Origin of the sequence: Halolamina pelagica, assembly GCF_001307315.1 — an archaeon.
GTDB classification, from domain to species: Archaea; Halobacteriota; Halobacteria; order Halobacteriales; family Haloferacaceae; genus Halolamina; species Halolamina pelagica_B.
This window is the reverse complement of record NZ_LGUC01000001.1, coordinates 2266887-2282230: the sequence shown is the minus strand read 5'-3', so window position 1 is coordinate 2282230 and position 15344 is coordinate 2266887. Positions and strand designations below refer to the sequence as shown.

The following is a 15344-nucleotide window of genomic DNA, read 5'->3' as shown; positions in this document are numbered from 1 at the left end:
ACGTTTACTCGTGGAGAGCGTTTCGTCGAGTTTTCTCGGCTACTCTCGCTGGGCGACCCGGGTCATCAGCGCTTCGGGATCGCTCGCGGGGTCGTCGACGCCGACGACGCGTGCGGTGCCACGATCCAGTTCCGGCGCGATCGACTCGTCGGCGTTGGGGACGACCACCTTCTCGTGGTCCGCGATCCGGAGCGCCGCACGGTGGAGGTCGCTTCCGGGATCGTCGGCGACGGCGACGACGAGCGGGTTGCGGCAGAGTCGGCCCGCGGCGGTTCCGTACTCCGCGACCTGGACGCCGACACGGTGGGACGCGCCGGCGAAGGCGCCGACGGTCTCCCGGGCGACCTCGCGGTAGGAGTCGTCGCCGGTCAGCGTCGCGAGGTCGATCAGGGCGTTCGCCATCGCGGCGTTGCCGTCGAGCGGCCGCAGCGGGCGATCGAGGAGGCCGGCACCCTCGGCCGGCCCGTCACGGAACGAGCCGTCCTCGTGGAGTGACTCGATCGCGTGATCCGCGACGGTGCTCGCCACGTCGGCGCCGTAGCCGAGGATCTGCTCGGCGCGGGTGAACGCGCCGACGACGGCGGCGATGTCGGCGAGCACGTCCCGCGGGCCGGTCTGCCCGCGTTCGCGGAAGTGGACGACCGACCCGTGTTCGAGGAGATCGCGTTCGAGATAGTCGAGCACGCGATCGGCGTACTCGCGGGCCCGTTCGTCGTCGGTGTAGCCGTGGAAGGTGAGCAGCGCGTCGGCGGCCAGCGCGTTGCCGCCGGCGTAGGCGGTGAGGTCAGTCCGGGGCGAGCGGTCGTCCGCCCGTCCCTCGGCGTCCTTTCGCCAGTGCTCCGCGCCGGCGCCGGGGCCGACGCTGCCGCCGACGGCGACGCCGGCCCAGAGACCGTCGGTCAGGAACCCGACAGTCGATTCGGCCGGCTCTCGGTACGCGTCCTCGCCCGTGTAGACGTAGGCGTGGGCGAACGCCCGCAGCAGCGTCGCGTTCGTGTCCAGCAGTTTCGCGTAGTGGACGTCGCCCCAGTCCTGCCGGCCGGCGTACCGGAAGAAGCCGCCGGCCACCTCGTCGTGGAGATGGTCCCGCACGGCGTCGAGGGTGCGGAGCGCCTGGTCGCGCTCACGCTTGAGCGCGAACTCGACGGTCCGGGCCAGCGGGAACTTCGCGTCCCGGCCCCACCCGCCGAACCGGTCGTCGAACTTCTCGCCGAGCTGGCCGGCCAGCTGTTCCTCGATCGCCGCGTCGACCGTCCCCGCGGGCGGGAGGTCGCCCGAGAGCGCGCGCGGGACGCGGCCAGCGTCGTCGCCCTTCTCGGCGTAGGCCTTGCCGACGCGGTTCAGGACCTGCCGCATCCCGTCGGGCGCGAGCGCGGTCGCCGTCGAGAGCACCTCGCCGTCGGGGGTGAGAAACACCGTCGACGGGAAGCCGCCGGCGGCGTAGCGCTCGCGTACCCGGGGCTGGCGATCGGCGTCGACGCGCACGGGGACGTAGCGGTCGTTGACGTTGGCCGCGATGTTGGGGTCGGCGTAAGTGGTCGCGTCCATCTCGTGGCAGTCGACACACCACGTCGTCGAGAGTGAGAGTAGCACCGGAACGGCGCGCTCGCGAGCCTCGTCGAAGGCGTCCTGGCCCCACTGACGCCACTCGACGCGGGTTTCCTCTTGCATGCGTTAGGGTGGGGGTGTTCCGGGGTAAAGCGTGTCGGAGGCGAAGCCGTGTCCCCGAACGGAGCGAGAAGGAAACGACCTCGCAGGGGAGAAGGGTGCGGCGTGACCCGCGAACGATGGCGGTACCGCCACAAACGCCGCGACGCGTCGACACCACGCTGGCCGCACGAACTATGACGGATCGGCCCGAACTCTCGCGTATGGCCGACGAGCCGAACATCGACGTCGACGTGGAGGTAGAAGTCGAGGTGGACAGCCACGAACTCGAGATCGAGTCGGGCGACGAGCGGGACGTCGAGACCGAACTCGAAACCGAGGGGATCGAAATCGAGGTCGAACTGGAGATCGAGGGTCTCGAACCAGAGGAAGACGCGGAAGCAGAGAGTGAGGAGGAAGACGCGGAAGCAGAGGAAGCAGAAGCAGAGGAAGCGGAGGATGCGGAACCAGAGGACGCGGAAGACGCAGAGGGTGAAGAGGACGCGGAAGCGGAGGAAGCGGGCGAGGAAGAACACGCGGCCGAGGAGGAAGCCGAGAGTGAAGACGAAGCGGAGCGGGAGGAGGAAGCCGGCGAAACGGCCGACGAGTAGGCCCGGAGCGGCGGCCTTTTAGCCCGCCAGCCCCCTCTCTCGACTATGTCGAACGCAGGCGGCGAGCGACTGGAGCTACCGTGTGGCGAGACGGTCGCGCTCACGTCGCTCGACCTCGGGATGCGCGAACTCGACTGTGACTGCGGGGAAAGCCATGGAGTCGTGATGGACATGCATCCGCCGACGCGGTTCTTCCCGGAGTTCCTGGTGGAGACTCTCGACGACGTCGTCGAGACCACCAGCGAGGAGATGCCGGACTTCGGAACCCCACACCTGATGGGGATGGTGATGGAGGAGTTCCCCGAACAGATCGCCGTCGCCGACGCGACCGACGAGGGCGACGTGGGGTTTGCGATGGTGTGGATCTCGGAGTTCGACGCCCGCCGGCTCCACGAGGTGATCGTGGAACTGGTGATCGAGATGATGGAACACGCCGTCTCCCACGCCGAGAGCGACCGCGCGATGACCGAGTTCGAAGAGCAGATGCTCGAGTTCGACGTGACCGAGTTCGTCGACCAGTACCGTGACGAGCGCGATCTCGACCCCGAGCCGTACGTCTAACTGAGCGATCGATCTCGGCGACGAGGGTCGGCTCAGGCTATCGGGTCTCCCGCTGTTTCACCTTCAAAGGGGGCTGAAGTCGGCCATGGGCCGTCTACCGTGTAAACCCCAAGTTCGGGACTGGTGAGGCGTGAGTGCCGCACCGGGGCAGCGCCTCCCGTCTGTCCTTCTCGAGGGGGCTTCGTCCGCTACGGGGCGGAAGAGGTGTTCTTCGCCGCCCGCGTGTGCCAGTAGAGGTAGACGAGCAGCGCGACGAGAACGACCTGCACCGCCTTGTCGACGTAACCGACGGTCGTGAACTCGCCCGCCTTGGCCACGTACCAGAGTGGAATCTGGACCGCCGTGTAGACGACACCGACGAGATAGAGGAGCGGGCGGCGGTAGTCGACGAGGTAGAGGAGGATCGCACCGAGGAATCCAACCCCAGCGAGTGTGACGGGGGCCCGCCCCTCGACGACCCCGGCGTAGACGTGCAAAACGCCCGTTAGGAACACGAGTCCGAGCGCGACCCACCCGAGCGAAGGGACGGAACCTATCTTCAGTGTACCCGATGGATATTGTGTCATAGCCACAATACTGGCACAGGACGTAAATACTCCCCACCAGTTCCCACGCCGCGAGAACTGTGGCGTAGCTCACTCCCCGGTGAGAAGCGGGTGGTTCGGGTTCCCTTTCGCGATAGACAGCGATCCGGGGTGAGCTTTCTCAGCGACTCTCCCGCTGCTCGACCTTGTTCAGGTAGCGGAAATGCATTATACATTCCCGGGTAAAATCGGATTACACTCTATTCGGTATCGCCGGAACTCATCTCCGTTTCAATTTGACTGACTGCCTCGATTAAACCTTCCTCCCCTTCAAAAGTGTAGTTGATGAAATTGAGTACCCACGGGGCAGTTATCGGCATCAGGGAGTCGTCGTCATCGTTCACTTCAGCGGGTGTCTGAAGTTCTGAGAGGGCTTGTTGAACAGCTAATGCGCCGCAATCATTCGTGGATTTGATTCCGGTAAGCCCAGAGACGATTTGCCTTCTGGTCCGTTGGTTATCCTCGAACCCTAAGCCCGCCTCTATCACCATCTTAGCGAGTCTTTTCGTTAGATAGTCATTCTGGACTTCAGCCGCAGATTTCGCTACATTCGAGAGTTCCTGTAACATATTTTGCTGGAGTTTGAACATACCGGCAGAAGGAATCTGGAGGTCAGCGTTGTGGGAGACGATAATTCTCGCCGTACTCTCGAAGTTCCGCTCGAAGAAACGGTACCAAAGAAATTCAGGAGCGGTCTCTACCCGGTCGTCTTCCGTGATATGTTCCCCGTGATTCGCAACTAAAGTGTTCCACCCTTTCAAAAACCTAGTCAGCAAAACATAGGCAATGGTCAGATTTCTACTGTCGAGTTCGCCACTATTCTCAACTGCAATATCGATTAGTTTGCTCACAGAGGATGTGCCAATATGTAGAGTGTCTTCGAGTCCCTCTCTTGCGGCAGATTCCAGAATATCCTCCCAAATCAGCCATGCTGGTTTCACTAACTGACCTCTCTCAATCACCTCTTCACTAATTCCGGAACATAGACTAACACCGTGACTGGCAATTGCATCTTGGCCATGCTCAATTGATGTTTCAATTTTCGAGGCCAGACTTCGGATGAGATAGCTGGTTAGCCCGTGGTACCCCTGTTCTATTGTTTCATCCGCTAACGACTTCTCCTCCGAGAGAATTTGAACAAGCCCTGTCACCTGCTCATCGGGTAAGGCCTCTTCCGATTCGTCCGCCTCCTTGAACAACCGTGAAGTAGATTCACACAGGGCGGTTACTAATTGGTTCGCCGCATCTTTGTCTTCTTCTCGGATGGCCGAACGCCCAGCTTCGAAGAAGCTATAGAATGGAATAGTCGTTTCATCATCACCGACTGCGCTTTCAAATGCCTCTTTGCTAATCCCATTCCGTATGACTTCGGCGACTGACGGTGCTTCGGTGGTAGACAATAGTTCATCTCGAAGGTAGAATAGCGACCCAAAGGTCAGGCAAACTCCCAGCACAGCCACTAACAGGAGTAACCAATTCAACCATACAGGTGCGATTGGAAAGATTAGAAGACCCAGCACGTCCAGAAAAATAGAGGCAGTGAACAGCAGAATCGTGTTTGGATATGACGAGTTTTCTGTAACTGAAGAGATGATGCGAGTTGTAAATCTATCTGCGGCAATTTGGGTACTGAGGGCGTAAATCGCTATGATGATGCTAAGAACAGTAGTCTGAATTATGGCAAGCGTTTGGAAAACCGGTTGTAGTGACATAGATGAGAGCTCGGGAATCACGTTGAGTGGTATTTCTTACTCATCCTTTATTCTCCCCCTCTATCTTGGAATAGACGGGTAATCGATAGCCAGCCGGGCAAATTTATACGATGATGGAGAGATGACAACTCTGATGACGCATATTTCGTTGGAGGAACTTCTCGACATCGAGCCGCGTCGGAAACCCTCTAAGAAGAGATGGCCCGCGTGTCCCGAGAGAGCAATCAATATCTCAGTGATGCGCCGGGTTGGTAATCTATGAGTGCTCAACGTGGAGATATTGTCTGTGTTCGACTAAGGACGGTAGGAGGTAGCAGGCTCTGCTACTAACGGACGATGCGGCCTTCATATTGTTTCTCCGAAATGTTCCTCGGCTTTCTCACAAAACCAATGCTTGAACTGTTCGTACTTCTCGTGTTCGTAGATATCCGTGGCAGGCGACTTCCACAGTACCCCGTGGCGAGCATAGTAGATGCCGACATCAGAGAAACGAGGCATTTCATCTAACTCCTCTCCCGCGAGGTCAGCTAACACGACATACCCAACAAGCTGACGCCAGTAATCCGGTTTCAATTTTAGGTTCTTGACAGTCTTGATGTCGACGAGCATCTCGTCAAGGACGATGTCTGCATCTGCTCCACTCACCAAGTGTGATGCAGACCCGAACGTTGGATTGAGCAGTATGTGATTCGCTCCTCGGAATTCATCTCTTGGAATGATGTCGTACAGACAGCGGAGGTCCTCAATATCTCCATCTAATGCTTCTCCGAGATTCTCTGGAGGCTTTCCAGAACGATATATCCAATCAAAGCGCGCAAGGTCGAGGGTTGAGGCCAATAGCTCGTCAGTCATCTCACCGGTTTCAAGATATTCTTGATGCCTCTGTTCAATAGAAGCCATAACCTCGTTGAACCCTCGACCGTCCTTGGTGGTCGTCTTCATTTCCATTAGGTGAGCGAGATTCACACCCTTATGCGCGACCCACGGTTTTGATTCGGCCTGATTGTATTCTCGCTCAAGCCAGAACCGAAGAACGTAGTCAAACGCAGTCCCGATTAGCGCGTAGTTGGTCGTCTGTGGTTCAGCGAGCCGTTCTTTCGTAATTTCAATATCTGGCTTCTCGAAGGTTTGGTCAAGAACAATACGCACTTCATCCGCATCCTTCAGAAAGCTAGTTAGACTCATACAGTTGACTAGTCATGACACTGCTGCTCAGAAGTCAAGCATCTCATAGTTGTCCTCGTATTCGTCTAGCGCCGCCAGCGTGGTCGTAGCCACGGTCACGATAATCTGGAAATTCTCCAGTTCGTTCGGGAGCTGACTGACGAAGGATGTGATATCCTGTGCATTTCCACCGTCGGGCTCCTTTGCATACGGAGAATCCACGATGAACAACCGTATCGGAAGGGACCCTTCCAGCGAATCAAGATACTTCAGAACTGCTGTCTGGAACAATAACGACTGCATCAGGCCTTCGACAGAATCCGCGTTGGGCCGGCTCGACGGCTTGTTCTCTCCCTCTGAACGGAAAATCGTGAACTCGTAGGAGCTCTCGCTGTTGAATGAGACTCCTGTCGAATCAGCGAACAGCCCCCGATTGAAGTAGTCAAGCAGATTATCAATTATTGTCTCCAACTCCCCGTGAATGTTCCCCCGTTCGTAATCAATCTCAGCTGTGACGAGTTTCTCGAATGACCGCAACATCTGTTGCTTGTGTGATTTCCTATCGAATTGCTTCTTCAGCTCTCGCAGTTCCTCAATCCGTTCTCGCACTTCCTCCAGCTCTTCTTTTCTCGCGTTGAGCTCTACTTGGATACTCGTCGCTTCTTGTTCTAACTCGGCAACTTCGTCTTCGAGGTTGTCTCGTCGGTTTACGTATTCAGTCAGGTCTGTTTCCTCGATTTGTTCCTCTACTCGCTCTAGTTGCTCTTCAAGTTCACTGACCTGCTGCTCCAGCATCCGGATTTCACCTTCCAACTCCCCCTCTTTGCTTTGGAGACGGTCTAACTCCTTGTTGCGTTCTTCTTGCTCTAATGCCCGCTCCTCGGCGTCCGTCTCGCTTCCAACTTCGATTCGTTCCTCCGGGACATCCTTGTTACATAGCGGACAATCACCATGCTCAATCAGCCGGTGAGCCTGCTCGCTGGTGATGTCGTTCGTGCATATGGGACACCGGTCGGGCAGGCTCATAATCTCCCGCAGGTCTGCTGCCAATGGCTCAATTTCGCGCGAGAGTTCGGATTCCTGATACCGGGAAATCTGCTGTCTGGTTTGACGTAGTTCATCCCGCTTATCCAGACGGTCAGACTGTAAACTGTTAATCCGACGATTCAGGCGGGCCTTCTCAGACCGTAGTTGCTCCAGCTCATTCTCACCACTCAGAACTTCTTTCACCGACGTGAGCTCCTCCTTCCGCTGGTTCAACTTGGCTTGGACCCGCTCTCGCTGTTCTCTCAGGGCTTCCACCTCGCTTTCCAACTCGTGCAGGCGGTCTTCAGCTGCTTTGAGTTCTTGCGGAGCTGACTCCTCCTCGTCAGCCGGCTCATACGCGTTTGCCCTGCGTGTCTCGCTTGCCTCAATCACCTTTGTCAGGTCCAACCCAAACAGTAGGTCAAGGAATGGGGTTTTGTCCCGCCAATCAACGAACCCCCTCGCATCCTCCGAATCAAGAAAGAACAGAGAGAACATATTATACCGGCCGAAGTCACGGGCTTCGTAGGGCCAAAACCCGATTAGTTCCGATACGTCCCGCTGCTCATCGCGTGCAGCCAGAGACACCTCACGCCCATCTGGATTCCTCGTTAGTTTCGGTCGGTCGTGGTCGGCGTAACCTTGCCCATCTTCAGACAACTCACGATGGATGTGATATTCATCCCCGTTCACCTGCCAGAAGCCATCTGTGTAGAGAGTGTCGTACCCTTCGGTGACTGGGTCAACTAGGGTGATGCGTTGGTGCTCCTGACGCCCGAGGAGATTGAACCGAATCGCCTCAATAAGTGAGGTCTTTCCGCTCGTATTCGGGCCTGAAATGACTACATCGTCCCGATTGAGCGGGACATCGCGCTCATCTTCAATAGCCTTGAACTGCTTGGCGATGATGCGGTTCAGCTGAACTGACTCTCGGTCGGCAGTCGTTCGCTGTTCCCGCTCCGTGAGCAAGTCAACACACTCCTCGATATCTTCCTCGTTGAATATTTCTTCCTCTTGGAGCTGTTGCTTGATACGGTCAACAAAGTCTTCACGTTCAGGCATTTGTCATCACCTCGGTGATTCCGCCAACTCCCTCGTCCTCTGAATCCTCAAATTGGGCCTGTCGCGGTGGTAGTAGTGTTGCACCAGTTTCACGGTCTTCGATATCAGCACGTTCATTGATATACTCGCTAATTTCGTCATGCGTGCGGCCTACTAGTGCCTCGATGGCCTTCTCTTGTGACTGGTTCCAGTAAAACAGAATATCGCTACTGAAGTTCTCCAGTAAGTCGCTAAACCGATTCAAGAGGAGTTCTCCGTTGAAGCTGAGCTTGATTCCGTATGTGTGCTCGTGTTCTGCGACCTCATCAGTTCCCTCGTCGGCAATCACATCTTCCTCAATAAGACCATTAGCGTAGAGTCGGTCTTTGTCAGCATACGCGTCCTTCGAGAACGGGCCTGAGCGCCGCTTTGTGAACGAATAGCGATAGCCTGTTGTTTCTAAAAGGCCGAGTTCGCTCTCGTCGACAATCGACCCTGTCTGTGTCTCCTTGAGGTCCAGATTTGTAGCGAACAGCAACTTTTGGAACCGATATCGCGACTGGATATACTCTTGATTTGCCACCGTCGTGTACCGCTCGACCAGTTTTAGTATCATGATTAGGTCAACGAGCTCATCAAGACCGTGGTCAAGCATCCGCTCTGTTCGATAGGTCTCAGCAACAGGCACACGACCAGCTTGGAACGCCTGAACTGCCTCATCGTCTACATCCATCGAGCGAAGCAAGTCGACGACTCGGTCATTCGAGAAGACCCGATTATTCAGGAATTGGAAGTATTCTTCCTCATAGTTCTCGAACTCGTCATAGGTAGCCATCTCCGCGTTGTAGATGTCGGCGACTAAGACGACATATTCGTCTAGGGCATTACCCTCTAAGCCTGCCCATTCACCAGCGCGTTCCAGAGCTGCCCACTCGTTAACCATAGTTGGCCTCCCCGAACTCATCGAGGAGCGTGCACACCGCGTTGTTCCACGCCAAGATATACTCCTTCCCCGCTCTTCCCTTTATAGGGTTGGCTGTGTTGAGATATGAAGAGGCCTTTGCGACGAGCAAACGCTTGCCTGTGACGACTCTAATTCGGCTCCCGTATTCCTTTTCGAGTTGAGCGCGTTTCTCTTCACTCCCATCTTCGATACACACGAGAATCTCCGTGTTCTTAGGAATCGACTTCGTTGAGAGATAAAAGTCGAGCCTTCGGTTGCCTTCGTCCCCAATCAATTGTTCACAGTGAATAAGCCAGAGACTGTGTTGTACCAGCCAACCGTGCTGGTCTAGTCGGTCGATACCTTCTGGATGTTGTTCGAGCGTCAGCTGGTCGCCAATAATTTCCTCCCGAATAGCAGCGACCAGTTCATCGACCGGCGTACCGAACAGCATTTCTCGTTCACAGATGATGACGAGGTCTTCATCATGCGTTTCTACGTCTTCTATCGAATCATATTCTTCCACCCTCGTCACCTCCGATGCCTGCCACCTGTTGGCGAAGACATGTTAACGTTTGGTGTTTATCGAGCAGACGGTCGTTTCCTGTCTCGCCAGTTAGTATCGCTGCACGACTTACGCTGGAACTTCGCTGTCGAAAATCGGTGAGCCATTTCTCGAACATACTATGCAGTCGCTTGCCTTCGTTTGTTCTCGCACCTTCTAGTTCGTCCAGCAACGCCTCTCCCTCATCGATGATTTTCTGATACTCACTCACCTGTGTCTCTCCGGATATCTCAGTGTTAGCCGCCGTATCTACTGCTTCCAACCACTCTTCGATACTCCGAAATCGGTCAATCGGCTTCCCATACAGGCCGGCAAGGTCTTGTCGTAGGATGACTGCGCTCAGGAGAGCCGAATAGACGCTGGCCACGGTGAGACCGACGAGCACATCTGGGAGACTAAGTCGAGTTACAGCATCAGGGTGTGGATTGGTAATCAGGTAGCCGATGAATACCACAGCAAGAACAATACCGACGTACAGACCAACCGTGAGCAAGATGTTTTTCGGACAGTGAAGTGAGGGTGCGAACGTCCAGCGACCAACCTGCCGAAGAAGAAGGTAGGTGACGATGAGCGCAACAATCGTAATACTAGCGTAGAGGCTCGGAGAGAGCGGCCCAAAGGGTGCGCGTACGTCTTGAAATCGAATTAGTCCGAACACGAAGGGAAAGAACACAGGTATCGGAATAGCAAGGAATGGCACATAGCCAGCTCCGAATGTGAGGTGGTCCTCCAGTCGCCCCCGTAGGCTAAGCTTCTCCATCGGTCGTCGATATTGTCTACGTGAGACGGCACGTTACAAGAAGATGGGATATTCCGTCATTCCGGTATCTCATAACGTGTCGCTGCTGTGGAATCGTTTCCACGCTTCCCGTTGCTCCTTACTATCTAGTTTTGACCCGACCTCACACGTGCCAATTGCCCCGGTATCTGGCTCATCGAGGTCGAAGACATGGTGCTGGGCCGTTCCCTTACCGGTGAAAGAAATATCGAGCTTGTATCTGGGCATCTCTATATCCGCTTCTCCGTGCTAATTATTTTGCGAATTCCGGGAGTAAAGGCACAACCTCCGACAAAATCATTCGAACACGTTCCCAACTCCAGCACATGACTGACTTCGACGACCTCGACATAGACACGGACCGCGTAACCGAGCACCCACCGGATACTGACATTGACCAGTATATCGAGGACTGTAACTTCCGAATTGAGCGAATGAGTTTCGATGGGCTCTGGATTTGTGCATACACAGGTGACCCCGATGAACCAGACCATCACTACGACCTCACCGTAACAGACGATGGAGGCATCCACGTGACCCATCGAAAGGAAGGTTCGCCAGTCAACGACTGAAGGAACCGATACCCAAAGAACCACGCTCCAGCTCCCCATCCAAAATACGGTATTGTGAGATAACTATCTGCTTAACAACACTTATGCCGGTATCCCATTCTGTTTTCTACAAAAAGATGACCAAGATACTCCACGTCAGCGACACCCACTTCGGACTGCGGCAGTACAGAAACAAAGTCAGGCGGTTCGATTTCGCGGACGCGTTCGACGCCGCCGTGGATATCGCCATTGACGAAGAAGTGGAAGCCGTCGTTCACACTGGCGACCTCTTCGACGACCCCTCTCCGAACATTCCCACAGTAAATCGTTGTCTTGACGCTGTCTCTCGGTTGGACTCTGAAGACATCCCGTTTCTCGCCATCGTGGGAAATCACGAGCGCAAGCGGGACGAACAGTGGATGGATATAGTCAAACGGTTCGGGAACACGGAGCGGCTCTCGCCATCCCCAACCCGAGTCTCCGAAGCGGAGGGCAAAAATCCTGTCAACGTGTTCGGATTCGACGCAGTTCGTAACCCGGAGTAGGACAGCTACGACTTCACTCTGGAGGAGCCAAACGACGAAGACTCGGTGAACCTTGAGTAGAATAGGTGTATAGTTACGTCAATGGGGTGGTGTTGAACAAGGCGCAGACACAACCAATCACTAAGTGTGTTGACTATCTGTCTGATTGTAGATGGCTCCGGTTGCTGAAAGTATTGCAGATGAGATTAGATTACATGGTGTCAAAGCTGCGGTTGTCGGCGGTGCATTCACCTTAGCCGTATTCGGGTCTACGTATCTTCTCCCAGTCCCATTCGCACGTACGATATCAATTATCGGAGTTGGCTTTACCCTGTTAACTGGGGTCGGTGGTACATATCTCAACTATCAAACCGAGCAGCGGGAACACGATAATGAACGATTCGGCGAGGTAGCAAAGGCGGTTGAACGAGAACGCGAAGCACGCAGACAACGGGATGAGGCACAGGCAAATCTCCGAGAATATCAGCGGATGACTCGCATCCTAAAACACCGAGATGTGGACCTCGCGAAGCTCATTGATAATCAGACTGAGTCGAGCCAGATTGCGTTACTCGTATTCCGTGACCAAGAAGCTCCAGAGGACCACGACCAGTACGAAACGGAGAATGAAAACAACCAGAACAAGTTCATTCGGTATCGTACAAAGGAGGAATACGATGGAGAGACCATCTCATCGTTCACTTGGATGCTACCGCCGAGTGTCGTCGCTGAAGAAGGCCTCGAGAATGCAACTCGTAATGAGTTGAGAGACTGGTTTCGTGAGAACGTTTACGATTACTACGGTGACGAAGAGTTCCAAGCTAACGTGCTCTTGATGGGGTTGATGGACGTGAGCTCCATCTTTTCCATCACAAAGGAAGAGACGAAACTCGGTAAGTTTGCTGAAAACCTGATTGAATACGATGATGAGTTCACCGAGTCCGATTTCTATGAAGCACTAGCTAAGGAGAATGTCAACATGCTAGAAGAGGTGAAATCTGGTCGGCTTGTGTTCTTCCTCCCAGATAGTCTGGATGAAGACGCCCTGAACAGTATTCGAGACCAGAGTGAAGTCGTTAAGAAAGGTTTGAGCGACGGTAGTCTACGGGAGATGGCTGACGAGAGTAGCGTTGAACCGCTAACTCAGGGGCTTAGGGATGTTGGAGTTTCTCGCCCGAAGGAAATTGCGAGAAAAATCGTTGAGGAAGCCCAGATGTGGGAAGAGAAAATCAACGAAGTCTGACCCACGTTATTCATGGCTCCGTATCCGACTCTCTATCTATCGTTAGCAGTTTGAGTTCAAGTTCATCTCAGAAATTGAATCCAGTTGGTTGGCCCTCCCGCCACTGAACAGCAGTGACTACGTCTGGCAGTTGCCTCAGACGCTGACTCAAGACATCCATCGGGTGTGAATCAATGAACTCTGCCGCAGAATGCTCGACCGTCGTGTCTCCATCGTTCACTTGGAGGTGCACCTCTCCAAACTCCGGATGCGTGTCGTCTTGATGCCACCCGACCAACATCGACCGCTCGGGTTCGACCCAATTTATCCAGTAGTGGTCCATACCAGCGCTTCCGACTCGGTCGAAGCCCACCTCGATTCGGGCATTTTCACTTGGATACGATGGTTCATCGAGGAAGACTCGTGGGTTGACCTCCGAAACGACCCGGTACTGTCCCGGCGAGCGGATACCCGCCCGAGAGAACTCTACGTTCTCGAACCGACCGTCCGACTCGAAGCGGTTGACGATTCGTTCCCTGTGTAGTCGCCGAAGCTGGAGATTGGCGCGGTTAGCGAGAAAAATCACGTTGCTGTTAGACTGTCGCTGCTGACGACCCCGCGGCAGTATCGAGTTCCGTTACGTCATCGTAGAGCCGCAAGGCGTGACGGACCAGCGTGAGCTCGGTGTTCACGGCCTCCCACGTCGAGACCACGTTTCGAATCTCTCTGGTCTCGTCCGCAGATAGCTCCTGCTCCGCCAAGCGTTCGCGAAGCTCATCGAGGGAATCGGTTTCGAACTCTTCGTGCAGCTCCTCCTCTTCTGACTTCAGCTGCTCAAGCCGTGCTTCGAGTTCGTCCCGGGTGTTCCCCTCGATAAGTTCCGTGAGTTCATCGAAGAACAGCCGCGTTGGATTCAGCTCGTAGCCCTTCTGGTCGTTGACGAGGGTCTTCCGAACCCGATTGTCTGATTCGAGCTGCTCTAACTCATCGCCCGCAGTAGTCGGAGAGACCTCTGCACGGTCCGCGATTTCCGAGACCGTGGCAGCGCCGTTGAGTATTTCGACGACTGCACGGACCCGCTCACGCCCGGTCATGTCGTCCTCCCACGACCCGGTGGGTGCCTTCACCATCTCTAGCCATGCTAGACAGCCGTCACTCAAATAATTTGGGCCACTCCAAATGTTTGGATTGGGAGTGTAGTCTGGTTGGGATTCGCGCTTACGACCTTAGGGTGACTGAATGCGTTTTGCCGAGTCAGGTAAGGATACAACATATAGACGGACTGGGGGATGAGCCCGAAGGGGGCTCCAGAGTTGCTACAAGGTCTCGTATGAGACGAACGCGTGATTCACACTGAACTCCCCACCTGCGTACGTCCATATCTCGAAGCGTTGTTCGTCATCACTTGGGGGTTACCCTTGCAGTCACAGTCGGGTCCTCAGGGCGTGAATCGGCGGCTTCCCAGACGAAGAGGGCATATTCTCCGTCGCCGTCGTGTTCACAGGTGTAGGAATACCACGTGTCGTCTGTCCATTCACCGATATCAACATCGGTTGGCTGGACAGCTTCTCCCCAAACGCCAGCAACTGACCTATCGAACCCTAATCTGAGTTCTATATTGCCTCCGTAGAGGCGGAGAAGATGGGTTGCACGGCGCGGGTCGGCCACATCCGCTTTGAACAGACCTGTGAAGACCCACGGTGCATCCCATCGGAACGTCTGTGATGTCGAGACTATCGAATAACCTCCATTGGAGGTCGAAATCGCGAGAGAGTGGTCTCCGCCGTCGGGGCCGACTCTGCAACAATTCTCGCATCCGCTTCCAGCTGGGAGGTTGCTCGTTTATCTCGTAGGTCGAGAGTCCAGTCTGGGCTGGAATCAATCTCCACTGTCTCGAAGCCATCCGAGAAAGACTCTTCCACTGGTTCCGGAGTTGGCGTTGGGGTCTCCGTGTCGGTTGGCGTCGAAGTCGTCGAGTACCCCGGTGTTGAATCAGAAAACGCGAGTGTGTACCGGGAGACCTCCGACGGGTCTCCGAGATAGACTACCTCAAATCGCACCTTCTCTCCGGGAGCGATTGTTTCGCTGGTTTCGCCAAAGTTGTAGCTATCATCCAACCGGACATCCTCTTCGCCGTAGAATACTGCATCAATCCGTGGGACACGGATATCGACATCTCCAGTATTCTCCAGCGTGCCGGATACGACGAGACCCTCTCCCGTTAGCTCGCTTGAATCCGGCTCCGCAGTGATGTCTGTCACCTGCACCTGCGTGGGTGGGTCGGCTATAATCTCGAAAGTCGGTTCAACGGACCCTCCTCCTAGACAACCTGCCACCGCCGATACTGCTACTGTCCCGGCGCTGAGTAGGTATTTTCTTCTCTCCATACCTGTTGCTCCGGATACGCGTCGTTTG

17 protein-coding genes are annotated in these 15344 nt (G+C 55.3%); 5 read left to right on the top strand and 12 right to left on the bottom strand.

Going from position 1 to position 15344, the window contains the following annotated elements:
* Nucleotides 1-39: 39 nt before the first annotated feature.
* On the bottom strand, nucleotides 40-1671 hold the full coding sequence (locus SY89_RS11875) for a DUF255 domain-containing protein (protein WP_054584377.1): 1632 nt from the start codon (nucleotides 1669-1671) through the stop codon (nucleotides 40-42).
* A gap of 200 nt (nucleotides 1672-1871) precedes the next feature.
* Between SY89_RS11875 and SY89_RS17775 the strand changes: the two genes are divergently transcribed.
* Together SY89_RS17775 and SY89_RS11865 are read left to right on the top strand one after the other, a co-directional pair.
* Nucleotides 1872-2258: a hypothetical protein gene (locus SY89_RS17775; RefSeq protein ID WP_204374458.1), complete on the top strand. Its 387-nt coding sequence runs from the start codon at nucleotides 1872-1874 to the stop codon at nucleotides 2256-2258.
* Nucleotides 2259-2303: 45 nt separating this feature from the next.
* Nucleotides 2304-2819, top strand: a complete 516-nt coding sequence (locus SY89_RS11865) for a DUF5815 family protein (protein WP_054584376.1) — start codon at nucleotides 2304-2306, stop codon at nucleotides 2817-2819.
* Nucleotides 2820-3007: 188 nt separating this feature from the next.
* Here the strand turns inward: SY89_RS11865 and SY89_RS11860 are convergent, their stop codons facing one another.
* The 7 genes from SY89_RS11860 to SY89_RS16675 form a co-directional block, all read right to left on the bottom strand.
* Nucleotides 3008-3385, bottom strand: coding sequence for a DUF7475 family protein (locus SY89_RS11860; protein ID WP_054584375.1), 378 nt, complete (start codon nucleotides 3383-3385; stop codon nucleotides 3008-3010).
* Between the two features lie 218 nt (nucleotides 3386-3603).
* Nucleotides 3604-5136 carry a hypothetical protein gene (locus SY89_RS16690; RefSeq protein ID WP_144427215.1) on the bottom strand — a complete coding sequence of 511 codons (1533 nt, stop codon included), beginning with the start codon at nucleotides 5134-5136 and terminating at the stop codon, nucleotides 3604-3606.
* Between the two features lie 324 nt (nucleotides 5137-5460).
* A complete protein-coding gene (locus SY89_RS16685) occupies nucleotides 5461-6300 on the bottom strand; it encodes a hypothetical protein (RefSeq protein ID WP_144427214.1) in 840 nt (279 codons plus the stop codon).
* Nucleotides 6301-6327: 27 nt separating this feature from the next.
* Nucleotides 6328-8367, bottom strand: coding sequence for an AAA family ATPase (locus tag SY89_RS11850; RefSeq protein WP_054584373.1), 2040 nt, complete (start codon nucleotides 8365-8367; stop codon nucleotides 6328-6330).
* The gene (locus SY89_RS11845; RefSeq protein WP_054584372.1) at nucleotides 8360-9289 is read right to left on the bottom strand and encodes a hypothetical protein; all 930 of its coding nucleotides are present in this window, start codon (nucleotides 9287-9289) and stop codon (nucleotides 8360-8362) included. The genes SY89_RS11850 and SY89_RS11845 overlap by 8 nt, the downstream gene beginning before the upstream one ends.
* The gene (locus SY89_RS16680) at nucleotides 9282-9824 is read right to left on the bottom strand and encodes a hypothetical protein (RefSeq protein WP_144427213.1); all 543 of its coding nucleotides are present in this window, start codon (nucleotides 9822-9824) and stop codon (nucleotides 9282-9284) included. Before SY89_RS16680 ends, SY89_RS11845 begins: the two co-directional genes overlap by 8 nt.
* Nucleotides 9802-10614: a hypothetical protein gene (locus tag SY89_RS16675; protein ID WP_144427212.1), complete on the bottom strand. Its 813-nt coding sequence runs from the start codon at nucleotides 10612-10614 to the stop codon at nucleotides 9802-9804. Before SY89_RS16675 ends, SY89_RS16680 begins: the two co-directional genes overlap by 23 nt.
* A 344-nt stretch (nucleotides 10615-10958) precedes the next feature.
* Between SY89_RS16675 and SY89_RS16670 the strand changes: the two genes are divergently transcribed.
* The 3 genes from SY89_RS16670 to SY89_RS11830 all read left to right on the top strand — a co-directional run bounded on the left by SY89_RS16670 (nucleotide 10959) and on the right by SY89_RS11830 (nucleotide 12950).
* Nucleotides 10959-11204 (top strand): hypothetical protein, encoded by a 246-nt coding sequence (locus SY89_RS16670; protein WP_144427211.1) that lies wholly within the window; start codon nucleotides 10959-10961, stop codon nucleotides 11202-11204.
* Nucleotides 11205-11320: 116 nt separating this feature from the next.
* The gene (locus tag SY89_RS11835) at nucleotides 11321-11728 is read left to right on the top strand and encodes a metallophosphoesterase family protein (protein ID WP_080506695.1); all 408 of its coding nucleotides are present in this window, start codon (nucleotides 11321-11323) and stop codon (nucleotides 11726-11728) included.
* A 151-nt stretch (nucleotides 11729-11879) separates the two neighbouring features.
* Nucleotides 11880-12950, top strand: a complete 1071-nt coding sequence (locus SY89_RS11830) for a hypothetical protein (RefSeq protein ID WP_144427210.1) — start codon at nucleotides 11880-11882, stop codon at nucleotides 12948-12950.
* A 67-nt stretch (nucleotides 12951-13017) separates the two neighbouring features.
* Here SY89_RS11830 and SY89_RS18620 read toward each other — a convergent pair whose 3' ends face one another.
* From SY89_RS18620 to SY89_RS16660, 4 genes are all read right to left on the bottom strand, one after another.
* Nucleotides 13018-13272 (bottom strand): hypothetical protein, encoded by a 255-nt coding sequence (locus SY89_RS18620; RefSeq protein ID WP_239685615.1) that lies wholly within the window; start codon nucleotides 13270-13272, stop codon nucleotides 13018-13020.
* A 250-nt stretch (nucleotides 13273-13522) separates the two neighbouring features.
* Nucleotides 13523-14059: a winged helix-turn-helix domain-containing protein gene (locus tag SY89_RS16065; protein WP_080506693.1), complete on the bottom strand. Its 537-nt coding sequence runs from the start codon at nucleotides 14057-14059 to the stop codon at nucleotides 13523-13525.
* Between the two features lie 271 nt (nucleotides 14060-14330).
* Entirely contained in the window at nucleotides 14331-14597 is a 267-nt protein-coding gene (locus tag SY89_RS16665; RefSeq protein WP_144427209.1) for a hypothetical protein, read from the bottom strand.
* A gap of 65 nt (nucleotides 14598-14662) precedes the next feature.
* Nucleotides 14663-15316 carry an FxLYD domain-containing protein gene (locus tag SY89_RS16660; RefSeq protein ID WP_144427208.1) on the bottom strand — a complete coding sequence of 218 codons (654 nt, stop codon included), beginning with the start codon at nucleotides 15314-15316 and terminating at the stop codon, nucleotides 14663-14665.
* Nucleotides 15317-15344 lie beyond the last annotated feature (28 nt).